The organism is Mycobacterium sp. SMC-4, assembly GCF_050205565.1.
Taxonomy (GTDB): Bacteria; Actinomycetota; Actinomycetes; order Mycobacteriales; family Mycobacteriaceae; genus Mycobacterium.
Window position 1 is genome coordinate 130,782 of the sequence record NZ_JBNMQU010000001.1, and the last position, 22,422, is coordinate 153,203.

23 protein-coding genes are annotated in these 22,422 nt (G+C 69.1%); 7 read left to right on the forward strand and 16 right to left on the reverse strand.

Annotated features, from left to right (window positions below; all coding sequences use genetic code 11):
• Window positions 1-159: 159 nt before the first annotated feature.
• The 4 genes from ACQI46_RS00600 to eccCb form a co-directional block, all read right to left on the reverse strand.
• A complete protein-coding gene (locus ACQI46_RS00600; protein WP_427092015.1) occupies window positions 160-456 on the reverse strand; it encodes a WXG100 family type VII secretion target in 297 nt (98 codons plus the stop codon).
• 11 nt (window positions 457-467) lie between these two features.
• Complete coding sequence (locus ACQI46_RS00605) at window positions 468-794, reverse strand: WXG100 family type VII secretion target (protein WP_427092760.1); 327 nt, start codon at window positions 792-794, stop codon at window positions 468-470.
• Window positions 795-880: 86 nt separating this feature from the next.
• The gene (locus ACQI46_RS00610; protein ID WP_427092016.1) at window positions 881-1,990 is read right to left on the reverse strand and encodes a type VII secretion-associated protein; all 1,110 of its coding nucleotides are present in this window, start codon (window positions 1,988-1,990) and stop codon (window positions 881-883) included.
• The gene (eccCb, locus tag ACQI46_RS00615; RefSeq protein ID WP_427092761.1) at window positions 1,987-5,442 is read right to left on the reverse strand and encodes a type VII secretion protein EccCb; all 3,456 of its coding nucleotides are present in this window, start codon (window positions 5,440-5,442) and stop codon (window positions 1,987-1,989) included. Before eccCb ends, ACQI46_RS00610 begins: the two co-directional genes overlap by 4 nt.
• A 171-nt stretch (window positions 5,443-5,613) precedes the next feature.
• Between eccCb and eccD the strand changes: the two genes are divergently transcribed.
• Both eccD and mycP read left to right on the forward strand, forming a co-directional pair.
• A complete protein-coding gene (gene eccD, locus ACQI46_RS00620) occupies window positions 5,614-6,891 on the forward strand; it encodes a type VII secretion integral membrane protein EccD (protein WP_427092017.1) in 1,278 nt (425 codons plus the stop codon).
• Window positions 6,888-8,207, forward strand: coding sequence for a type VII secretion-associated serine protease mycosin (mycP, locus tag ACQI46_RS00625; protein ID WP_427092018.1), 1,320 nt, complete (start codon window positions 6,888-6,890; stop codon window positions 8,205-8,207). Before eccD ends, mycP begins: the two co-directional genes overlap by 4 nt.
• Here mycP and eccB read toward each other — a convergent pair.
• A complete protein-coding gene (gene eccB / locus ACQI46_RS00630; protein WP_427092019.1) occupies window positions 8,181-9,557 on the reverse strand; it encodes a type VII secretion protein EccB in 1,377 nt (458 codons plus the stop codon). The genes mycP and eccB overlap by 27 nt on opposite strands.
• A gap of 44 nt (window positions 9,558-9,601) precedes the next feature.
• On the reverse strand, window positions 9,602-10,153 hold the full coding sequence (locus ACQI46_RS00635) for a CGNR zinc finger domain-containing protein (protein WP_427092020.1): 552 nt from the start codon (window positions 10,151-10,153) through the stop codon (window positions 9,602-9,604).
• An 81-nt stretch (window positions 10,154-10,234) separates the two neighbouring features.
• Here ACQI46_RS00635 and ACQI46_RS00640 point away from each other — a divergent pair, with 81 nt between their 5' ends.
• The 3 genes from ACQI46_RS00640 (at window position 10,235) to ACQI46_RS00650 (ending at window position 12,703) form a co-directional block, all read left to right on the forward strand.
• Window positions 10,235-11,239, forward strand: a complete 1,005-nt coding sequence (locus ACQI46_RS00640) for an EamA family transporter (RefSeq protein ID WP_427092021.1) — start codon at window positions 10,235-10,237, stop codon at window positions 11,237-11,239.
• Between the two features lie 62 nt (window positions 11,240-11,301).
• The gene (locus ACQI46_RS00645) at window positions 11,302-11,931 is read left to right on the forward strand and encodes a cutinase family protein (protein ID WP_427092022.1); all 630 of its coding nucleotides are present in this window, start codon (window positions 11,302-11,304) and stop codon (window positions 11,929-11,931) included.
• A 163-nt stretch (window positions 11,932-12,094) separates the two neighbouring features.
• Window positions 12,095-12,703, forward strand: coding sequence for a cutinase family protein (locus ACQI46_RS00650; RefSeq protein ID WP_427092762.1), 609 nt, complete (start codon window positions 12,095-12,097; stop codon window positions 12,701-12,703).
• Window position 12,704: 1 nt separating this feature from the next.
• On the opposite strand, the gene truA is transcribed toward ACQI46_RS00650, so the two are convergent.
• The 9 genes from truA to ACQI46_RS00695 all read right to left on the reverse strand — a co-directional run bounded on the left by truA (window position 12,705) and on the right by ACQI46_RS00695 (window position 18,841).
• The gene (gene truA, locus ACQI46_RS00655; protein WP_427092023.1) at window positions 12,705-13,607 is read right to left on the reverse strand and encodes a tRNA pseudouridine(38-40) synthase TruA; all 903 of its coding nucleotides are present in this window, start codon (window positions 13,605-13,607) and stop codon (window positions 12,705-12,707) included.
• A complete protein-coding gene (gene rplQ, locus ACQI46_RS00660; protein ID WP_427092024.1) occupies window positions 13,594-14,196 on the reverse strand; it encodes a 50S ribosomal protein L17 in 603 nt (200 codons plus the stop codon). Before rplQ ends, truA begins: the two co-directional genes overlap by 14 nt.
• A gap of 77 nt (window positions 14,197-14,273) precedes the next feature.
• Window positions 14,274-15,326 (reverse strand): DNA-directed RNA polymerase subunit alpha, encoded by a 1,053-nt coding sequence (locus tag ACQI46_RS00665; protein WP_427092025.1) that lies wholly within the window; start codon window positions 15,324-15,326, stop codon window positions 14,274-14,276.
• A gap of 83 nt (window positions 15,327-15,409) precedes the next feature.
• Window positions 15,410-16,015, reverse strand: a complete 606-nt coding sequence (rpsD, locus tag ACQI46_RS00670; protein ID WP_427061890.1) for a 30S ribosomal protein S4 — start codon at window positions 16,013-16,015, stop codon at window positions 15,410-15,412.
• A 14-nt stretch (window positions 16,016-16,029) separates the two neighbouring features.
• On the reverse strand, window positions 16,030-16,440 hold the full coding sequence (gene rpsK, locus ACQI46_RS00675) for a 30S ribosomal protein S11 (protein ID WP_011895801.1): 411 nt from the start codon (window positions 16,438-16,440) through the stop codon (window positions 16,030-16,032).
• A 6-nt stretch (window positions 16,441-16,446) separates the two neighbouring features.
• Window positions 16,447-16,821 carry a 30S ribosomal protein S13 gene (gene rpsM / locus ACQI46_RS00680; protein WP_090588189.1) on the reverse strand — a complete coding sequence of 125 codons (375 nt, stop codon included), beginning with the start codon at window positions 16,819-16,821 and terminating at the stop codon, window positions 16,447-16,449.
• A 205-nt stretch (window positions 16,822-17,026) separates the two neighbouring features.
• On the reverse strand, window positions 17,027-17,140 hold the full coding sequence (gene rpmJ / locus ACQI46_RS00685) for a 50S ribosomal protein L36 (protein WP_003879483.1): 114 nt from the start codon (window positions 17,138-17,140) through the stop codon (window positions 17,027-17,029).
• Between the two features lie 36 nt (window positions 17,141-17,176).
• Window positions 17,177-17,398: a translation initiation factor IF-1 gene (gene infA / locus ACQI46_RS00690; RefSeq protein ID WP_003418601.1), complete on the reverse strand. Its 222-nt coding sequence runs from the start codon at window positions 17,396-17,398 to the stop codon at window positions 17,177-17,179.
• 216 nt (window positions 17,399-17,614) lie between these two features.
• On the reverse strand, window positions 17,615-18,841 hold the full coding sequence (locus tag ACQI46_RS00695) for an alpha/beta hydrolase family protein (RefSeq protein WP_427092026.1): 1,227 nt from the start codon (window positions 18,839-18,841) through the stop codon (window positions 17,615-17,617).
• A gap of 113 nt (window positions 18,842-18,954) precedes the next feature.
• Between ACQI46_RS00695 and ACQI46_RS00700 the strand changes: the two genes are divergently transcribed.
• A complete protein-coding gene (locus tag ACQI46_RS00700) occupies window positions 18,955-19,827 on the forward strand; it encodes a universal stress protein (protein WP_427092027.1) in 873 nt (290 codons plus the stop codon).
• 6 nt (window positions 19,828-19,833) lie between these two features.
• On the opposite strand, the gene ACQI46_RS00705 is transcribed toward ACQI46_RS00700, so the two are convergent.
• On the reverse strand, window positions 19,834-20,634 hold the full coding sequence (locus tag ACQI46_RS00705; RefSeq protein ID WP_427092028.1) for a ribosome hibernation promotion factor: 801 nt from the start codon (window positions 20,632-20,634) through the stop codon (window positions 19,834-19,836).
• A gap of 107 nt (window positions 20,635-20,741) precedes the next feature.
• Here ACQI46_RS00705 and ACQI46_RS00710 point away from each other — a divergent pair, with 107 nt between their 5' ends.
• Window positions 20,742-22,406, forward strand: a complete 1,665-nt coding sequence (locus ACQI46_RS00710; protein WP_427092029.1) for an FAD-dependent oxidoreductase — start codon at window positions 20,742-20,744, stop codon at window positions 22,404-22,406.
• The last annotated feature ends 16 nt before the right edge of the window (window positions 22,407-22,422 follow it).

The following is a 22,422-nucleotide window of genomic DNA, read 5'->3' on the forward strand; positions in this document are numbered from 1 at the left end:
ATCGTCGAACCGTCGCTGCGCGTTGACAACTCGCATTCGCAATCTTCATCTGCACTGGTCAGCGCCATAATTCTGGACGCCGCTCAGGTTTTGCGGTACTGCGCGGCCCCGGCCGGCTCCCCTCCGGTCCGGAGCCGCGCAGACTCTGGTGGGGTGCGGTCACGCACCCCAGGCTCGGGCGGCGCGCCGATCGGTGGCGGCGACGTCGTCGGCGCCGTCCCGGACTGCGTTGCCGAGACTGACGAGAATCTCGTTCAGTGCGGCAGCGGCCTGCTCCCAGCGGGCCTGCTCCACCCGGTAGGCCTCAGCGGCCTCGCGGGTCCAGGTCGCCTGCAGCGGCGCGATCTGCGCCCGCAGGTCGTCCAGCGCCGCGTTGAAGCGGGCGGCGGTGGTGTGGATCTCCTGGCGCACCGTGTACTCGATGGCGCCGAAGTCGTAGGAAAGGGTGGTGTCCATGCGCTGTCCTCCTACAGTCCCGCCGCGACGGAATCGATGTGCTGCGAGTGGGTTTCGCCGACCGCCCGCAGCACCCGCTCGTTGTCGCGGATGGTCTCGGCGATGCGGGCCAACGCTGCATGCAGCTTGAGCGCCTCACCGTTCCAGCGCTCGACGACCTCGCGGAAGCGCACCGCGGCCACGCCGCCCCATACCGATGCCGGCACGCTGCTCATTGCCGTGATGAACGAGCTGAGCATCGCCCGCAGCTCATCGTTGCGCGCATCGGTCTTCCCCGCGATCGCGACCATCAGATCCAGATCGGTGGTCAGTGCGGCCGAACCGGTCGGCGGAGGCATGGCGGGTGTGGACATCGGCGGATCCTTTCGCGGTGGAACTCAGGCGGTTTGTTATTAGGACGCCGGTGGGCGCCGATCGGTTCCACTCAATCGACGACGCGTGCCGACTCGACGGCGCGCACGCAGATCTGGTGCAGCACAGCGGACTCGGTGGGGGCGCTCTGGCATCCGACCGCGATGCTCGTGGCGCCGTCGGTGATCACCGCCCACGCGGTGTGGCTGTGGGTCCGGATTTCGCGGTAGGTCACGGCCGGACGCCGGCCGACTCGGCCTTCCGGTTCGAAGTCGACGAAGACGCCCGGCGTTTCGACGGCGATGGCGGCGCGCAATGACGCGGCCAAGCCGGCCCGTGATGTCGGTGCGGTCAGCTGTGACTGGGTGAGGTGTAGCGCGGCCGTGCCGCCGGGATCGGACACCTGCAGGCGCGCCGATCCCGGTCCCACGGTGACACGTTCGACCGTCCATTGCGCGGGCACGCGGAACCCGACACTGCCCTCGACGACCCAGGCCGATCCGTCGTCCACCGGCACGGCGGACGTGTGGACGGCCCAGCCCGCAGCGGCGGACGCGGCGAGGACACCGATCGCAGTGGCAACGCGACGGCGCTGACGCGGCGCGCAGACCGGCTCGGGGTCGGTCGCGGTACGCCAGAACCGTTGTCGGCCCACGAAGGTGGTACGCACGCCTGCGGCCCGCAGATCGGTCGACACTTCGGGAGGCAGCGGCACCACCCCGGTGGGCATGTCGATCAGCACCTCGGTGACACCGCCGAGGTACGCCGTGAGATCCATTGCACGCCGGTCGAGCACGATCGGCTCGGCGGTGCCGGACATGAGCAGCACGAAGTCGTCGGCCACCTCGACCACCGAGGCGTCCGCATCTTCGGTGAGCAGTGCGCCCCGGGTGTGCACGACCGCGTCGGCGCGGCAGCGGTGCAGTGCCTGGGTCACTGTGGCGACGCGGGTTGCCGACCACCATGTCGGCAGTACCAGGATGATCTGGTCGGAAGGGTCGGGGTGGTCGCCGATCGCGGCGTCCAGTACGTCGCACCACACGTCGGCAACCGCCACCGGATGCTCGTCGATGAGCGCGATGTCGTCGTCGAGACAGTCGATCGCGGCATCGACCCAGTGATCGGGCGGATCACCCTGCCCGCGAACCGTTTTCGGTCCGACTTCCACCACGATGGTGGTCATGGCGGCTCGACCCAGGCCACCTGGAGCAGTTCGTCACGCCGGCCACGCACGCTCAGAATCCCGCGGCCGGGCGGCAGCGGGCCGGGCCGGATGCCGCCGAGCAGGACGCCTTCGTCGGGGCTCGCGCTCATCATCAGTCCGCTGCAGCCCATGTCGCGCAGCCGGGCGAGCACCGGATCGAACAGCGCCCGCGCGGCGCCACCGGACCGGCGGGCCACGATCACGTGTAACCCGATGTCCTTGGCGTGCGGCAGGAAATCGGCCAGCGGCGTCAGCGGGTTGCCGGTGGCACCGGCAACCAGGTCGTAGTCGTCGATCACCAGATAGATGTCCGGGCCGGTCCACCAGGACCGATCGCGCAACTGTCGTTGGGTGACGTGCTCATCGGGCAATCGGGCGCTCAGCTGTTGCTGCAGCACGTTCATGCGAGAAGCCAACGCGACACCGGACACCGAATAGCCGCTCAGATGCGGGGATTCGACAATGCCGAGCAGGGTGCGACGGTAGTCGACGATCTCGAGCTGGGCCTCGGCTGCGGAGCGGGTGCGGGTCAACTCGGTGCACAGTGTCCGAAGCAGTGCGGTCTTGCCGCACTCCCCCTCGCCGAGGATCAGCAGATGCGGATGGTCGCCGAGGTCCAGCACGACCGGTCGCAGATCGCCTTCCCCCACCCCGAGGACGATGTGACCGCGCGGCGCCCCACCGGTCAACGTATGCAGCTCGACGCGATGCGGAAGCAGCTCCACCGGTGGCACCGATCGCACGCCCGGGCTGTGTCGCGGTACCGCCCCGTCGGGTAGGGCGATCGCGAATTCCTTTCCTGTCGAGGTGATCCCGTGGCCTGCCGGCAGGCTGGTGAGTTCCCGGGCGCGCCGGCGGTCCATCTCGGATTCCGCGGGATCGCCCAACCGCAGTTCGATGCGGGTGCCGAGTTGGTCTTTCAGCGCAGGCCGCAGATCCGCCCACCGGGAGGCTGCGAGCATGACGTGGACACCGTAGGCGAGCCCCTGTCCGGCCAGCGCGGTGATGGCCGGCTCCAGGTGGTCGAACTCGTCGCGCAGGCTGGACCAGCCATCGACGACCAGGAACACGTCGCCGATGCTGTCCTGGCCGGCAGTGCGGTACTCGACCATGGTGCTCACGCCCAGTTCGCGGAACGCGGCCTCACGTTGCCGAAGTACCGCCTCCACGGTGGCGACGGTGCGGCGGCACAGCTCGGTGTCGCGGCGGCCGGCCACCGACCCGACGTGGGGCAGACCGCGCAGCGTGCTCAGGGCCCCACCGCCGAAATCGAGACAGTAGAACTGGACGTGTGACGCGTCGTGGGTGGCGGCCAGCGCGCTGATCACGATGCGCAGCGCGGTGGATTTCCCGGACTGCGGCGCGCCGACGACGGCGAGGTTTCCGGCCGCACCGGATACGTCGACCATCAGAGGCTCGTAGCGTTGTTCGAACGGGCAGTCCACCACCCCGATCGGCACTCGCAGCGGGGACGCCCGGTCGAGCAGGCGGTCCAGACGCGGGGCCTGACGCAGCGGCGGCAGCCACACCGGGTGCGCCGCCGATCCTGTGGTCGCGAACCGGTGCAGGACGGTTTCGAGCAGCGGCCGCCGAGTCGGTTCCGTGTCAATGACAGTCGGGTTCGCCGTGACCCGGTTGAAGACCTCCACGGCGGCGCGACGCGGTTCCTCAGCGACCACCGGGGTGTACCCGCCCGAGACGTAAGAGGTTTGGAAGCGCGTCAACAGGCCGTCGGCGGTCCTGAGATATGCCGCACCGGGCTCGGCGGGCAGATGGTAGGCATCGGGCACGCCGAGTACCGCGCGGGAATCACCGGCCGAGAACGTCTTCAGGCACACCCGGTAGGACAGGTGGGTTTCCAGTCCGCGCAGTCGGCCCTCGTCGAGGCGTTGACTGGCCAGGAGCAGATGGATGCCCAGGGATCGGCCGAGGCGCCCGATCGCGACGAACAGCTCGGCGAAGTCGGGATGCCGGCTGAGGAGTTCGGAGAACTCGTCGACCACGATGAACAATGCGGGCAGCGGCGAGAGGTCGCTGCGCTCGTGGCGGGCTTGCCGGTATGCGGTCAGGTCAGCCAAGTTGCCTGCAGCGCGCAGCAGTTCCTGGCGGCGGGTGACCTCCCCGGCCAGCGCGTCGCGCATCCGCGCGACCAGGGGTGCCTCGTCGGCGAGGTTCGTGATCACCGCGGCGACGTGGCGGGCGTTCTCGAAGCCCAGAAAGGTGGCGCCGCCCTTGAAATCGACGAGCACGAGGTTGAGGTCTTCGGGCGAATGCGCCGCGATCATGCCCAGGGTCAGTGTGCGCAGGAACTCCGACTTCCCCGACCCGGTCGCGCCGACACACAGCCCGTGCGGACCCAGCCCGCCCGCGGCGGCTTCCTTGATGTCGAGGGTGACGACAGTGCGGTCCTCGGCCACACCGACCGGCACCCGTAGCAGGTCGCCGGCACCGTGGCCGCGGCGGTACGCGGCGACGTCGACGGTATCGAGATCCCGAATACCGTTGAGCATCAACCAGTCTCCCGCAGACACCGGCGCGACACCGGACTGTGGGACGCGGCGCGCCAGCCGGCGAGCGCAGGTGGCCGCATCGATCACAGTCATCGCGTCAGGGACGACTGCGATCGGTTTGGCGTCCGCGGTCACCGTCACCGGCGTCGGCGCGGCGACCACGACGAGAACAGTGGTGTGCCGGTCGGGCACGGGCGGCTCGACACCGTCGACGACGACGATCCGACACCGGTCCGGCGAAGCACTCTGCCTTGGAAACCATTTCACCCATTCCCAGTACGGGCCCTGGTCGCACCCGGCGCAGATCGCGACGCCGACGACGCCCGGATGATGATGCACGGCGATCTGGCACACCACGGCCCGCACCAGCGCCCGACATGCCTCGAGGTCCCCGCTCACCCGGATCTCCCGGACGGCGGACAGATCGACAGTCACGGGTACGGCGTCGACCAGGGCGTAGGCACGCACCAGCCGGCGCGCAGCGGTGGAGGTGACCGGGTCGGCGGCATCGTCGTCGGGCAGCGTCGGTGCGACGATCACGACCTCGGCCGGTCGTGCGCCGATACCGATTCGTACGCAGAAGAATTCGTCATCCTCTGAGCTACGTATGCGGTCGTGCATCGTCCACAGCGCACCCGGATCGGGATGCGTCAGATGCAGCCGGCGGTGCTGTTCGTCGGCTGCGGCCATCACAGCACGCTCGACACCGGCGAGATAGCGCAGATACTCGGCACGTCGCTCGTTGAGTTCCCCTCCGCGTCCGCCCGCGCGGACACTGTAGACCAACGAGCCCAGCACCGAGAACACCATCATCGCCGGGAAGAACAAGCCCATGGGCGCTCTGGTGGCACCGGTGCTCAGGTACCACGCCCCCATACCGAGCATCGCCACCAGCATCACGATGGGCATCAGCTTGGCCATCGGCGCCGTCGGCGCGGCATCGGGAACATCGGGGGGCGCATCGAGCACGATGCGCGCCGGGGTGGTGGGGGTGTCCACATGTGAGTAGACGCACCGCACCGCGTCGGCGTTCCATCCACAGGTGAGAAATTTGGCGGTCGCGCGGCCGGGAATGCCGGATACGTTGGCCGCATGCGTGATTGGTTGTGCCGGGTGACGGTGTGCGCGCCGCGGTCGGGTGCCGCGGCCGTCGATGTCAACGTGCCCGCCGATTGTCCGGTCGGCACGTTGTTGCCCGATCTGGTCGATGTCGTTGTCGGACCGTCGTCGCAAGATGGTCCCCACCGGTGGCATCTGAGCCGGCTGACCGGTGGCGTACTCGACACGTCGAACGGCCTGCGGGACAACGGTGTCGAAGATGGAGATGTCCTCGTGCTGGATGCTGCCGGGGTACCGGCTCCACGCCGTTCGTCGGTCGACGCCGCGTCACTCGTCGCGGATCACGCGCGACCCGGCGCGGTGCTGCCGTCGCTGCTGCTCGAAGGCGCCGGGCTGGCTGTGGTGGCGGTGCTGGCCGTGGCGTTGGTGTGGCCTGGCGGGCCGGACGTTCGCCTGTGGTGCGCGGCCGCGCTGGCCGCGGCCGCCGCGATCATCGGTACCGCCGACCGTCGCTGCCCGCTTCCGACCACGCTCAACGTCGGGGCCCCGGTATTCGCCGCGGCCACCGGGTATCTCGCGCTCCCGCAGGCATCCTGGCAGCTCAGCGTCGCGTTCGCAGCCGGGGCCGGCTGCGCGATGGCCGCACTGCTGGGTCGTGTCACGGCGTCGACCATGCACGTCGCCGCCGGGACCGCGGCAGGGCTCGTGACAGCGGCCGCAGCAGTCAGCGCAACGGCGTCCTTGTCCACGGGCGGGGCGGGCGCCGTCCTGGTGTCGGCTTCGGTGGCAGCACTGACCGTGGCACCGCGCATGGTGATCGGCGCTGCCGGGCTGTCCCCGGCACGGGAGACGATCGAACCGGGACGCGCCGCCGCGGCGCACCGACTGTTGACCGGGCTGGTCATCGGTTGCTCGGCGACCGCAGCGCTCGGCGCCGTCGCGCTCGCAGCAGCAAGCGCTGTTCCGGCCGTCGCGCTGGCGGTCGATGTCGGAGTACTGCTGTCTCTGCGGGCACGCCATCACCATGATCCGGCACGGCGTATCGCGCTGGGGGCGGCCGGGCTGGTGGGCTGTGCGACCGGGTGGGTCGGCACGGCCCTGCTGTGGTCGGCGCACCTGCATTGGTTGTGTGCCGGCGCGGCGCTTGCCGGCATGGCGTTGACGTACCGGACGCAGTGCGGGAGCGAGCTCACTCCCGTTGTGCGTCAGGGCGTTCAAGTGCTGGAATATGCGGCGCTGGTGGTGGTGGTGCCGCTGGCGCTGTGGGTCACGGGCGCGTACGGCTGGGCACGCGGGCTGGGTCTGTCATGAGCGTGAAACGCGGGTTGGCGATGTGCGCCATGTGGTCGGTGATCGCGTCGCCCGTGGCGGCCGCGGACACCGCCACCCCACCGCCCATCGACGACACGTTGCTGCCTCCGGCCGCCGCGCCCGCACCACCGCGGCCCACCACGCGGCACGAGGACTGCGTCGCCGTTCCGGCCGAGTCGACCGACAGCGCGGCCGCACCCGCGTGGGACGCCCGCGCCGTGTGGGCACTGAGCCGCGGCGCGGGGCAGACCGTCGCGGTCATCGATACCGGCGTGGCCCGGCACCGCCGCCTGCCGCACCTGATCCCCGGCGGGGATTACGTCTGGATGCAGGACGGCACCGCCGACTGCGACGGCCACGGCACCGCGGTCGCCGGCATCATCGCTGCGAGTCCCGACACCAGCGACCCGAAGGCGTTCGCCGGGGTCGCGCCGGAGGCAGCCATTCTGGCGATTCGACAGTCCAGCAACAAGTTCCGTGCCAGCGACGAATCCGGCCAGTCCGGCTTCGGTGATGTCGAGACGCTGGCCGCGGCCGTCCGGACCGCAGCCGACCTGGGTGCCGGTGTCATCAACATCTCGTCGGTGGCGTGTCTGCCTGTCGGCGCCGGCCTCGACGACCGGGCCCTGGGCGCCGCCCTGGCCTACGCGGTGGACGTGAAGAACGTCGTCGTGGTCAGCGCAGCGGGCAACGTCGGCGGTCCCGGGCAATGCCCGGACGACAACCCGAGCGATGCGTCGACGGCCGCCGAGGTCGCGGTCGTGGTCAGCCCCGCCTGGTACGACGACTATGTGCTGACCGTCGGGTCGGTGGGTGTCGACGGTGTCGCGTCGCCGTTCAGCCTTCCCGGACCGTGGGTCGACGTGGCCGCACCCGGCGAGCAGGTGACCTCGCTGGCAGCGGCCACGGATGGACTCGTCGACACCTCACCTCAGGGCACCCCGCTGTCGGGCACCAGCTACGCGGCCCCGGTGGTCAGTGCAGTCGCAGCACTCGTGCGGGCCCGCTTCCCGGAACTGACGGCACGGCAGGTGACGGCCCGGATCGAAGAGACGGCTCAGCAGCCACCCGGTGGTTGGAACCCGGCTGTGGGTCACGGCGTCGTCGACGCACTGGCGGCGGTGTCCGGACCGGCCGGTGTCGGCACTCCGCAGCGTATGACCAACGTAACCACTGTGGCGCAACCGATTCCGGTGGCCGAGACCGACCCGGGCTCCCCTGTCCGCGCCGGCGTGATCTGCCTGGTCCTGATCGGCGGAGTCGGGGTGGTGATGGCCGCGCTGGGCCGGCTACGCCGCGCCGTCCCACGCGACTGACGCGGCGCTGCGGCTCAGTTCGGGCCCACGCGGCAACGTCGACAGCACGGGCCATGGCGCGGGCGCCGGCGGGTCGATCAGGCCGAGCCGCGCCGCGGAGTCGTCGGCGCCGACGCCGAAGGCCACGCCGGTGTCGGCGACCAGAAACGACGCTCCGCTGCTGTACCCGCCACCGGCGATCCCGACGCTGCGCACGTACACGCTGCGCCCCGCGGGGATCCCCACGGAGTCGACGGCCGGTCCCGGCCCGTCAGCCTGAGCGAGGCGTACTGCGGCCGGTGAGGCCGGCAGCTCTTCGCCGAGCAGTACGGCGCTCGGCGATGCGTCCTCCGCACGGTCGGCGCGCCAGCCGACGCAGATGACGCGTGGCGACGCGATGTCCGCCTGGTCGGGAAACGTGTTCACCGCCAGGGTGGTTCGCACCGCCACCGTGCCGACGACGTCGGGAGCCAGCACGGGTATCCGGTTCTCGGCGCGGGCGTCGCTGTAGCGGATCAGGTCAGCGGTCACCGGACCGATGCGCTGTACGCCGTCGGACAGGACGACGTAGAGGTGTTCGCCGTCGACTCCGGATGCGGCGAATACCGCCCCGACGGGCAACCCGCCGAGGGTCGAGGGCCCTGCAGTGCCGGCCGCCGGGATCGGCGGCGGCGCGATCGGCGGCGCCTCGGGCATCGCCGAGAGCAGAGCCGGCGAAACCTCGCGCGGTGCGACCCCGTCGAGTTTCAACGCCCGCACGACTGCCGGCTGCCGCAGGTCGACCCGTGATCGCCAGCCGCCGTGCAGCAGATAGGTCAGCGCGGCGTTCCCGCGCACGGCTACCAGCACACTGCCACCGGACCGGACTGCCGTGTCGGCAACCGAATCCGCGAACACGGTGGTGGCACCGTGCTCGTCGTCGCACACCGTCCACTGGGACTCCTGAGCGGACAGCGGCGGACCGAAATGAACTGGAGCGCCCGGAATTCCGAGCGCGGCGCCGCGGGCCGACCGGTCGATCGCGGGCTGGGACACGGACTTCGGAGGGTCGGTGGAACCGGTGACCAACCGGGCCGAGGCCAGGTTGGGTACCGGATGCACGGTGCCCTCGACCGTCACGTAGAGCGCACCCGTCTCGGGAACCAGCACGATCGGCGCTGCACCGACGTCGGCGGCCGGGCGCAACACGGCCAGCACCATGCACACCGTCACCGCGATGACCGCGACCACGGCACCCGCCGACAACGAAAGCGATTGCGCGCGAAGCGGATCGTCGAGCATCCGGACGTCGGCACGCACCAGCGCGTGGTGCATCCGGCGAACATGGAACCGGTGCCCGCTGACCTGCAGGCGTGTGATCTGCCCAGCCATCGTCACCCCCGCGCCAGCCTATCGGCCTCGCGGGGCAGCGCTTTTCACTTTTTCGCGCGGCGCTCCCGGTAGGCCGCGACGTGCTGGCGGTTGCCGCAGTTTCCGGTGTCGCAGAACTTGCCGGACCGGTTGCGGGACAGATCGACCAACACGGCCTCGCAGTCCGGGGCGGCGCAGACCTTGAGGCGACGCAGTTCTCCCGACCGGATCACGTCGGCCAGCGCCATCGCCATCTCCGCGCCCATGCGCTGCCACAGCGGGTCGTGCACCGATGCCAGATGCAGGTGCCACTCCGGCATCTCCGGGTGCCGGGTGAGCCACGGCGCCGCCCGGGTGTCCGACAACAGCGCGTTGATCTGTTCGACGACGTACACCTCGTCGTCGGCGGCCGCCCAGATCCGGCCCAACCTCTCGCGCAGTTGGCGCACCGCTCGCAGCTCCGCATCGTCCCGGTCGCGCCTGCCCGTCCAGCCGTGGCGATCCAGGTACGCGTCCAAGGCGGGCAGATCGACGAGTTCCTCCCCGTCGACCCGGTCGCTGTTGACCAGTTCACCGATAGCCCGCAGGGTGAGCTCGGTGTCATGACTGAAAAGCATTTGACCCCTGACACCCTCCGACGGTACCGTCATGAACGAAATTCATTTTACTCATGACAAACCCCTGCGGTCCGGAGGTGGATGGTGGCTGCGTTGCACACGGCGCCCGAAGCACGGCGTACCGGCACCGACCAGTTCCGGTCCGGACTGATGTTCGCGATCGGCTCGGCGTTCGCGTTCGGCTGCTCCGGTCCGTTCGGCAAGGCACTCATGGTCGCCGGGTGGAGCCCGACCGCCGCGGTCACCGCCCGGCTGGCCGGCGGCGCACTGATCATGGCGCTGTTCGCCGCGATCGCCCGCCCGGGGTGGCTGCGCGAAGCCCGTCGCCACCTGCCGGTCATCGCCCTTTACGGCCTGGTGCCCATCGCCGGGGCGCAGCTGTTCTATTTCAACGCGGTGTCGCATCTGTCGGTCGGCGTCGCATTGCTGCTCGAGTACACCGCGCCGGTACTCGTGGTCGCGTGGTTGTGGGCCACCACCCGACAGCGGCCCACCGGGATGACGCTCGGCGGCGTCGCGCTCGCGATCGCGGGGATCATGCTGGTGCTGGGCGTGATCGGGTCCGACGGTTTCACCGCCGCCCAGATCAATCTGGTGGGGGTGGCCTGGGGCTTGGCTGCGGCGGTGTGCGCGGCCTGCTATTTCCTGATGTCCGACCGCACCGGTAAACACCACCCTGACCAGACTCCGCTGCACCCGATCACGTTGGCCACCGGCGGCCTCGCCGTCGGCGCCGCCGCGGTCGCGCTGGTGGGCGTCGTCGGGATCATGCCGATGACTTTCACTGCTGCCGACACCGTCATCGCGGGCCTGACCATGCCGCCGGTGGTGCCGGTCATCGCGCTGGGGCTCATTCCCACAGCAATCGCCTACACCCTCGGCATCGTCGGCATCGCCCGCCTTCGGCCCCGGTTCGCGTCGCTGGTCGGTCTGTCCGAGGTGATGTTCGCGGTGGTGGCCGCGTGGCTGCTGCTGGGCGAGGCCATCACGCCCCTGCAGGCACTCGGCGGAGCCATTGTGCTGCTCGGCCTGGCGCTGGCGCGCTACGGAGACCGCATCCCGGCTGCGGCGACCGGACTAACTTAGTGCTGCTAGATACGTTACGGTGTCTTGTGCTCTTCCATCGACTGAGCCGCCGACTCGTGACGGTGGCCGCTGTTGTGGCGGCGCCCGTCGCCGCGCTCGCCCTGCCCGCACCGACCGCGTCGGCGCAACCCTGTCCCGACGTGGAAGTGGTGTTTGCCCGCGGGACCAGTGAACCGGCCGGTCCGGGACGTGTCGGCTACGCGCTGGCCGACAACCTGCGCAACCGGCTCGGCGGTCGCACGGTCGGCATCTACGGCGTCAACTACCCCGCCAGCTACGACTTCCTCAACACCGCCAGTGGCGCCATCGACGCCACCGCGCGCATCTCCGCGATGGCCGCGCAGTGCCCCGGCACCCGCATCGTTCTGGGCGGCTATTCGCAGGGCGCCGCAGTGGTCGACATGCTGGCCGGCGTCCCGCCGCTGGGCAACCGCATCGGCAACATCGGCTCGGCGCCGCCGCTGCCCGGCGGACTCAACGGCAACGTCGCCGCGGTTGCGGTGTTCGGCAATCCCGCGACGAAGTTCGGCAACCCGGTCTCGGCGACGGGGACCTTCGCAGGCAAGGCGATCGATGTGTGCGCCGACGGCGATCCGATTTGCTCCGGCGGTCGAAACCCGTTCGCGCACACGAACTACGAAGGCCCGGTATTCATCGACCAGGCCGCGGGTTTCGTCGCCGGCCGGATCTGACCCTTTGGCAGACAGGACGTTTGGCATGGACGGTGTTGCAGAACACGGGTACCGGTCCTCGGCGGTCGCTATGATCGGCGGGGTGACTCACGCACCGCTCCAGCACCATCGCCGGCGTCCACGTCGGGCCACCCGAGCCCTGTCAGTGCTAGCTGCAGTCGTGATGGCCACGCTCGCGCTGTTCGGGCCAACCCCGACCGCCGTCGCACAGTCGTGCCCGGAAGCGGAACTCATTTTTGCTCGCGGTCGCGTCGAGTCCCCCGGCGCCGGACAGATCGGCAACGCGCTGGTCTCCGCGCTGCGACAGAAGACCGGAAAGAACGTCGCGCTGTATGCGGTGAAGTATCCGGCCGACACCGAGATCGACATCGGCGCCAACGACATGAGCCAGCGCATCCAGCACATGGCCGCCACGTGCCCCGACACCCGGTTGGTGCTCGGCGGTTACTCGCTCGGTGCCGCGGTCACCGACGTGGTGCTGGCCGTGCCGATCGCAGCGTTCGGCTTCAAGAGCCCGCTCCCGGCGGGCGTCGATCGGCACATCGCCGCAGTGGCCTTGTTCGGCAACGGCATCGCGTGGGTGGGTCCGATCTCGAACTTCAACCCGCTGTACCAGGAGCGCACCATCGAGCTCTGCCACGGTGACGATCCGATCTGCAACCCGACGGACCCGAACAACTGGCAGGACTACTGGCCCGACCACCTGGCCCCGGCGTACATCCGGGCCGGGATGGTCAACCAGGCCGCTGATTTCGTCGCCGGCCGGATCTGATTCAGCCGACTTCGTCGGCGGTCCGGATGTCCCGCGTGATCAGGTTCCGGGCCGCCAGCTCGCTGTCCGGCGGATAGTCCACCCCGACGAGCGTCAGTCCACGAGCCGGCGCGGCAGCGAAGTCGCTGGAACGTCGCGGCGCATTCAACAACTCACGTAGCCAGGCCGCGTCTCGGCGGTGCTCCCCCACCGCCAGCAGCGCTCCGACCAACGAGCGCACCATGTTCCAGCAGAACGCGTCAGCCGTGACGTACACGTCGACGCGGTGCCCGTCCCGAACGCAGTCGAGCCGTTGCAGCTCACGAATCGTGGTGGCGCCCTCCCGATGTCGGCAGAACGCCGCAAAGTCGTGCAGCCCCAACAGTCCTCGGGCCGCAGCAGCCATGGCCTCGACGTCCACCTCGCGCGGCCACGCGGTCACGAAGCGGGCGTCCCGAGGTTCGACACCGTACGGCGCGGTGGACAGCCGGTAGACGTAATGCCGCCGCAACGCCGAGAACCTCGCGTCGAATCCCGGTGCGGCGCGCACGATGTCGAGGACCCGGACGTCCTGGGTCAGCATCCGGCCCAGCCGCCGCACCAGCGGCGCGAACTCGGCGTCTGCCGGCCGCGCCGACCGCGGATACGCCCGTGGCAGCGACTGTTCGGGCACGTCGATGTGGACGACCTGCGCCTCGGCGTGCACTCCGGAGTCGGTGCGGCCCGCGGCCCGCGTGACGATCGGCGTACCGAACACGGTGGTCAACGCTTCGTCCAGAGCACCCGCGACCGTCCGCTGGCCGGCCTGGGGGGCCCAGCCGGCGAAATCCGTGCCGTCATAGGCGATGTCGAGCCGTAAACGAACAAGCCCGCCACCGTTTCCGGTGGCGGGCATGCTCACGACGTTGTCGCTAGGACTTGTCATCCTCAGCGGCAGCTTCCTCGGCCGCTGCAGTCTCATCGGCCGGCTTCGTGCGCGGAGCCTCCACAGCCGTGGTGTCCTGCGCCTCGGGCAGCTCGTCCTCGGCCGAGGCCTCCTCGGCCGTCGGGCCTTCGGCGGCCTCCGGCTCGACCGCAGCCTGCGGAGCACCGGCGGCCGCGACCTTCTGCTGCGACGCACCGACGCGGCGAGCACGGTCGGCCTCCGAGGTCACCGTCTTCTCCCGCACCAGCTCGATGACCGCCATCGGAGCGTTGTCGCCCTTGCGGTTCTCGACCTTGATGATGCGGGTGTAGCCGCCGTTGCGGTCGGCGAAGAACGGCCCGATCTCGGCGAACAGAACGTGCACGACGTCCTTGTCGCGGATCTTCTTCATCACCTCACGCCGGTTGTGCAGCGTGCCCTTTTTGGCGTGGGTGATCAGCTTCTCCGCGTACGGCCGCAGCGCCCGCGCCTTGGGCTCGGTGGTCTTGATGCGGCCGTGCTCGAACAGCGCGGTGGCGAGGTTGGCCAGCAGCGCCTTCTGGTGCGAGGACGACCCGCCGAGGCGAGGGCCCTTGGTGGGCTTAGGCATGGAAAACACCAGCCATTGTGACTACTCCTTTATCGGGGCCGGCCCCCGTATCAGGTAGGGCCGGGACGGAAAACTGATTAGAGCTGCTCGGTCTCGGCGTAGTCCTGGTTGTCGTCCAGGTCGTAGCCGGCGTCGCTGTTCCAGGTGCCGGTGGCGACGTCGTAGCCGGCGACCTCGGACGGATCGAAGCTGGCCGGGCTGTCCTTGAGCGACAGGCCCAGCTGGTGCAGCTTGATCTTCACCTCGTCGATGGACTTCTGGCCGAAGTTGCGGATGTCCAGCAGATCGGACTCCGTGCGCGCGACCAGCTCACCGACGGTGTGCACACCCTCGCGCTTGAGGCAGTTGTAGGAACGCACCGTCAAGTCCAGATCGTCGATCGGCAGCGCGAACGACGCGATGTGGTCGGCCTCGGCCGGCGACGGGCCGATCTCGATGCCCTCGGCCTCGACGTTGAGTTCCCTTGCCAGACCGAACAATTCGACCAGCGTCTTGCCGGCCGAGGCCAGCGCGTCACGCGGGCTGATGCTGTTCTTGGTCTCGACGTCGAGGATCAACTTGTCGAAGTCGGTGCGCTGCTCGACGCGGGTGGCCTCCACCTTGTAGGTGACCTTCAGCACCGGCGAGTAGATGGAATCGACCGGGATACGGCCGATCTCGGCACCCGAGGCCTTGTTCTGCACGGCAGGCACATAACCGCGGCCCCGCTCGACGACCAGCTCGACCTCGAGCTTGCCCTTGTCGTTGAGGGTGGCGATGTGCATGTCCGGGTTGTGCACCGTCACACCGGCCGGCGGAACGATGTCACCCGCGGTGACCTCACCGGGGCCCTGCTTGCGCAGGTACATCGTGACCGGCTCGTCCTCCTCGGAGGACACGACCAGCGACTTCAGGTTCAGGATGATGTCGGTGACGTCTTCCTTGACCCCGGGGACGGTGGTGAACTCGTGCAGCACACCGTCGATGCGGATGCTGGTGACCGCTGCGCCGGGGATCGACGACAGCAGCGTGCGACGCAGCGAGTTGCCCAGCGTGTATCCGAAGCCCGGCTCCAACGGTTCGATGACGAACTGGGAGCGGTTCTCGGCGAGGACCTCTTCGCTCAGGGTGGGACGCTGAGAAATCAGCATGGTGTTTTCGTTCTCCTTCTCGGCAACCGCTATTTGATGCCGTTAGGTGGCCTGTGCCCCGGTGGATTCCGGGGCCAGGATTGTTACTTCGAGTAGAGCTCGACGATGAGCTGCTCGGTGAGCGGCACGTCGATCTGCGCCCGCTCGGGCAGCTGGTGCACCAGGATGCGCTGACGCTCGCCGACAACCTGCAGCCAGCCCGGGATCGGGCGGTCACCGGCGGTTTCGCGGGCGATCTGGAACGGCAGCGTGTTGATCGACTTGTCCTTGACGTCGATGATGTCGTACTGCGACACCCGGTAGCTGGGGACGTCGACCTTCACGCCGTTGACGGTGAAGTGGCCGTGGCTGACGAGCTGGCGAGCCATCCGGCGGGTGCGGGCCAGACCTGCGCGGTAGACCACGTTGTCCAGCCGGCTCTCGAGGATGCGCAGCAGGTTGTCACCGGTCTTGCCGGGCAGCCGGTTGGCCTCTTCGTAGTAGCGACGGAACTGCTTCTCCATGACGCCGTAGGTGAAGCGGGCCTTCTGCTTCTCCTGCAGCTGCAGGCGGTATTCGCTCTCCTTGATCCGCGCGCGGCCGTGCTGACCGGGCGGGTAGGGACGCTTCTCGAACGACTGGTCACCACCGACGAGGTCGACGCCGAGACGGCGCGACTTGCGGGTGACGGGTCCGGTGTAACGAGCCATTAGTCAGTTCCTCCCTAGACCCGGCGCCGCTTGGGCGGACGGCATCCGTTGTGCGGCTGCGGCGTGACGTCGGCGATCGCGCCGACCTCGAGGCCGGCGGCCTGCAGCGAGCGGATGGCGGTCTCGCGGCCCGAACCCGGGCCCTTGACGAAGACGTCGACCTTCTTGACGCCGTGTTCCTGCGCCTTGCGGGCGGCGTTCTCGGCGGCCAGCTGCGCGGCGAACGGCGTGGACTTACGCGACCCCTTGAAGCCGACGTGTCCCGACGACGCCCAGGCGATCACGTTGCCCTGCGGGTCGGTGATCGAGACGATCGTGTTGTTGAACGTGCTCTTGATGTGGGCGGCGCCGTGCGGGACGTTCTTCTTTTCCCTGCGACGGGTCTTCTGCCCCTTCTTGGGGGCGCCCTTCTTTGCCTGTGCCATCCGGGGTTACCTGGCCTTCTTCTTGCCGGCGATGGTGCGCTTGGGGCCCTTGCGGGTGCGCGCATTGGTCTTGGTCCGCTGGCCGCGCACCGGCAGGCCGCGGCGGTGCCGCAGACCCTGGTAGCAGCCGATCTCGATCTTGCGGCGGATGTCGGCCTGCACCTCGCGGCGCAGATCACCCTCCACCTTGAGGTTGCCCTCGATGTAGTCGCGCAGCTGCGTGACCTGGTCGTCGGTCAGGTCCTTGGTGCGCTGATCCCGGCTGATGCCGGTGGCATCCAGGATCTCCTGGGAGCGGGTACGGCCGATGCCGTAGATATAGGTCAGGGCGATCTCCATGCGCTTGTCGCGCGGCAGATCGACGCCCATGAGACGTGCCATCAGGCAGTGTTCCTTCTTCTCGTACGGAGGTGTCGTTCCCAGTCCGTTCCCGCGCTACTGGCGGGGTCCGGCCTCCGATCCGGACGTGTGTGAACGGCTCTTCTTCTAAAAGAACCCAGCCGTTCACTGGTACTGGGAGGTCTGCATTCAGTTGTGAGAGATGAGCGGAAGACCTAGCTGTGTTGTCCGGTCTTCACGCAAGCGCTCATCCCTGCCGCTGCTTGTGGCGCGGATCGGAGCAGATCACCATGACCCGCCCATGCCGGCGGATCACCCTGCACTTGTCGCAGATGGGCTTGACGCTCGGGTTCACCTTCACGGCTTGTTCGATCCTTCTCTTGCTTCGGGGGATGACTTACTTGTAGCGGTACACGATGCGGCCACGGGACAGGTCGTAGGGAGAGAGCTCCACCACGACGCGGTCCTCGGGGAGGATGCGGATGTAGTGCTGCCGCATCTTGCCGCTGATGTGGGCGAGGACCTTGTGTCCGTTCTCCAGCTCAATGCGAAACATCGCATTGGGCAGGGGTTCGACAACACGACCCTCGACCTCGATGGCACCGTCTTTCTTGGCCATACTGTGTAACGATCCTTAGCTTTTAGTTTCGTATCGGCTTGCTGGCCTCTTCAGCGCAGCCTGAGTCCGACTTGAAAACGTGGGCCGGATCCGGGGAATTCCCGAGCCGGTGAGGCGGGGAATCCTGTCAGGGCACGCAGGAAGTCGGCGCGGTAGCCGCACCGTTGATCCATGGTACTCGCACTGGGGCCAGGCCCAAAATCGTCGAACCTGCAGCTAGCCCGCGACCAGACCGGACTGGACCAGCGCCGCGGTCACGAAGCGGTGCACGGGCCGGGACTGGAAGAACCCGGCGTGGCCACCTCGGTACCACTCGATGTCGGGGCGTCCCCAATGTTCCCACAGCCGGACGACCTGCTCGCGCGGATGCACGACCTGGTCGGCCATGCCGGCGTAGATGAACCGGCCCTCGGGCGGCACGCGGGGGGTCAACGACAGCGGCGAGATCATCCGCGACAGCGGCGCGGCCAGTTCCAGGGTGCGCCACCGGGGGTCGTCCTGGGACAGACCGGAGTGGCGCCCCAGCAGGTCGATCAGGTCGGCCACCGGCACCCCGAGGACCGCGCAGGTCAGGTCACGGTCGAGGCCGGCGACCAGCGCGGCGACGAATCCACCGAGCGACAGCCCGTACACCCCGATCTGGGCGCCCGGCTGTTCCTGTCGGATCCACGACAGCAGCCCGCGCACGTCCCACACCGACTGTGCGGTGGCGTGGATGTCGTCGAGAACGTCCTCGCCGGGGAACACGGCGGCCTTGGGCAGTTCCCGCGACCGCGGGCCGTGCATCGGGAGCACCGGCAACACGACGTTGAGCCCCAGTTCTTCATGCAGGTACCACGCGCGGAAGAGCGCCAGGTCGATGCCGGCATGCCCCATCTCGGTGCCGTGGACGCACACCAGCCAGGGCCGGGGCTCGGCATGCCGCAGCATCAGCCCGTACCCGTGGTGGTTGGACTGGTACCCCGACCACCGCTCCCCACCCGGTTCTCCGGGCAGCGGACGGTAGCTACTCGCCCAGCGCAGGCGGGCATAGGAGCGGTTGCGGCGCCGGATCGGCACGACGTCGACGTCAGTGAGCGGACCCGGTTCGGCAAAGAACTTCTCGGGGTCGTCGAGGAAACCACGCTCGCCGTAGAACTCGAGCGCGTCGACGACCTCGGCGTGGATCCGCGCGAACGCCGCGGGATCACTGAGGGGACGTCGCGCCCGCAGTCCGAGCAGGACGACCTCGTCGCGCAGCGCCTCGGCAGCCAACGCCACGGTGGGCCGGGCGATCGGCATGTCCTGTGCACGGCGGCCGAGATAGTCGCGCCAGGAACGCGCGTAGTAGTTGCCGGTCCGGGTCAGCGGCCGTACCGCGCTCCGCAGCGGCGCCGCCCCTGGCAACCGTTCGACGACGGACCGGTTGGGTTGCCGGCCGGTGCCGGATTCGTTGAGAACCATACTGTCCACGCTAGCCCGGCTAACTAGCTGACACAGGAGTCGTTGGTCACCAGTTGATCGGGTCGACCCGGTGCACGCGATACTGCGTAGAACCACACGAGCAAGGAGTCCTGATGGCCCCGGCCGAGATCACGAAGGTAGTCGTCGGCGTCGACGATTCGCCGTCCGCCGGACCGGCGCTGGAATGGGCCGCCCGGGAAGCACTGCTCCACGGTGCGGCGCTGACCATCCTGTACGCGACCATGCCGCCGGTCGGCGCGTGGCCGGCCTCGGCGGCGCCGGCCGGGTTGATGGACTGGCAGGGCCAGATCGGCCAGAACCTGCTCGACGACGCGGCCCGACGGGCCCGCGCGCTGACCGGCGACGCGGTTCCGGTGACCACCGAGTTCGTCGTCGCCACCCCGACCGGAGCTCTGGTGGAGGCGTCGCGGACGGCCGGAATGGTCGTCGTCGGTTCCCGCGGCCGGGGCCGGCTGGCCCGCGCCATGCTCGGCAGCACCAGCACCGGCCTGGTCCACAGCGCGCACGGCCCGGTGGTCGTCGTGCCCGACGACCTGCCGGCCGCATCGGACGACGCTCCGGTGCTCCTGGGTTTCGACGGATCACCGGCCGGCGAGCCCGCCGTCGACCTGGCGTTCGTCGAGGCTGCCCGCCGCCGCGTGCGGCTGGTCGCGCTGCACGCATGGTGGTCGCCGGGCGCGTTCGACATGCCGGGGTTCGACTGGGACGAGATCCGGCCCGGGATCGAACAGGAGGCTGCGCAACGACTCGCCCCGTGGCAACAGCGCTACCCCGACGTGGCCGTGGACCGGGTGGTGGTCGCCGATCAGCCGGCGCGCCACCTCGTCGAGCACTCCGAGTCGGCGCAGCTTCTCGTCGTGGGTAGCCGCGGCTACGGCGCGGTGACGGGCACGCTGCTCGGTTCGGTCAGCAGCGCGACCGTGCAGGCCGCGACGGTGCCCGTGATGGTGGTGCGTCCGCGCTGACGCCCGTCACGAATCCCCGGCGGGGATGATCAGCCCGTAGTCACCGTCGAAGCGCCGGTACAGGACGCCCGCGCGTCCTTGTGCGGCGTCGATGAAGAACAGGAACGGATGACCGAGCAAGGTCAAACGCTCGATCGCGTCCTGCTCACGCAAGCAGGGAAGCGGATGCGAGCTGACCGTGACGGGCTTCTGGTACGGAGCCACCGCCTCTGCCAGTTCCGGCGCCACGAGAGCCAGCCGGTACCCGGACGGTCCCGAGCGGTAGACCACTGCTGCTGCGCCCGAACCACTTTCGCTGAACAGATGGAAGTCGTAGTCGAGCAGCTCCATCTCGGTCACCGCTTCGTCGACCGTGCACGGAGCCATGGCGTAGGACTTCCGACGCACGATGTTCGGCTCTGGCGCTGAGGTGCCGAACGACCGGGAACCGCGTTCGGATTCCGGGCCGTGGCGCCACGGCGGTGCCGCGCCGGGACCCCTGGGCGCTTCCCAGCGCTCGGCCAGATGCTCCAGCCGGCGGCGCACCCGCGACTCCAACATGTCGATGGCCTCGCGCGCGGTGGCCGCTTCGACCTGGGCGCGGACCGGCCGGCCGTGGACGTCGAGGTTCGCCTGGGCGACCACGGGTCGTTCGGCGGCCGGATCGTGTCGCCGCGTCAACCGGACTCGGGCGTAGGAGACAGGCCGCTTGGCCAGGCGCGCGAGCCCGCCGATCTTGGTTTGCGCATACTCCGCGATGCCCGGGAACTCGCCGTGGGTTGTCACGTCGACGTCGACTGTCGGGGCCACCTCTACGTAGTTGCTCATACCTTGTTCGTACGCCGCGACATCGCACTCTGTTAGGGCCCAAGGTCACCCGCTGCGTTCGGGCGAGACCACCTTTTCGACTGGACAGGTCGCGCATACTGAGTGCGATGACAGAAGCCGCGCAACCGCCTCGTAAGCCGGTGATCCTGACCGTGGACGACGATCCGGCGGTGTCTCGCGCGGTCGCGCGGGATCTGCGGCGTCACTACGGCGAGCGGTACCGCATCGTGCGGGCGGAGTCCGGGCCCGACGCGCTGTTGACCCTCAACGAGCTCAAGCTGCGCGGCGAAACCGTCGCGGTGTTCGTCGCCGACTACCGGATGCCGCAGATGAGCGGGATCGAGTTCCTCGAAGCCGCGATGGACATCTTCCCGATGGCCCGCCGTGTCCTGCTGACCGCCTACGCCGACACCCACGCCGCGATCGACGCGATCAACGTCGTCGACCTCGACCACTACCTGCTCAAGCCCTGGGACCCGCCGCAGGAGAAGCTCTACCCGGTGATCGATGCGCTGCTCGACGCGTGGCGCGCCACCGGGGAGCGGGCAATCCCGCACACCAAGATCATCGGGCATCCGTGGAGCGCCCGATCCTCGGAGGTGCGTGAGTTCCTGGCGCGAAACCGCTTGTACTACACGTGGTTTCGTTCAGACGAACCCAAGGGCAGCCGACTGCTGGAGGCGGCCGGCTGCGACGGGCTGACGCTGCCGGTGGTGGTGACCGAACAGGGTGAGACGCTCGTCGACCCGACCGACGCGGAACTGGCTGCCACACTGGGACTGTCGACGACCCCGGCCGGCGACTTCTATGACCTGGTGGTCGTCGGCGGCGGTCCGGCCGGACTGGCCGCGGCCGTCTACGGCGCCTCCGAAGGTCTCAAGACCGTACTCATCGAACGCACCGCGACCGGAGGGCAAGCCGGGCAGAGTTCGCGCATCGAGAACTACCTGGGATTCCCCGACGGTCTCTCCGGGTCGCAGCTGGCCGAACGCGCCCGTCGCCAGGCCGAGAAGTTCGACGCCGAACTGATCACCGCGGCCGAGGTGACGCGCCTCGAGGTCGACGGGAGCGCCCGGACGGTGCATCTGTCCGACGGCCGCACCATCGGAACCCGCGCGGTGATCCTGGCGATGGGCGTCGAGTACCGGCAGCTGCCGGCCGAGGGTTGCGCCGACCTGACCGGCGCCGGTGTCTATTACGGCGCCACCGCGTCGGTGGCCGCCGACTGCGACGACGACGAGGTCTACGTGATCGGCGGCGCGAACTCGGCAGGCCAGGCCGCCATGCATCTGTCCCGCACCGCGAAGGCGGTCACCATCGTCAGTCGCCGCCCGCTCGAGGAGTCGATGTCGCACTACCTGGTGCAGCAGATCCGGGCGACCGACAACATCGTCGAACGTCCCCACACCGTGGTGGGTGCGGTCAAGGGCAACGGCCGCCTGGAACGCATCTGCCTGGAGCACATCCACACCGGTGAGCGTCAGGAAGTCGCCTGCGGGAAGATGTTCATCTTCATCGGCGCCGAACCCCGCACCGACTGGCTCGACGGTGTGGTCGTCCGGGACGACCACGGCTTCATCCTGGCCGGGCCCGACCTCCGCGAGGTCACGGGTTGGATGCTCGATCGCCCACCGCACCACCTCGAATCGAGCGTGCCCGGGGTCTTCGTCGCCGGCGACGTGCGTGCCGAATCCGCCAAGCGCGTGGCCGCGGCGGTCGGCGAGGGCTCGATGGCGGTCATGCTCGTCCACCGCTATCTGGCCGAGACGTAGCGGTCTTCAGGAAGGA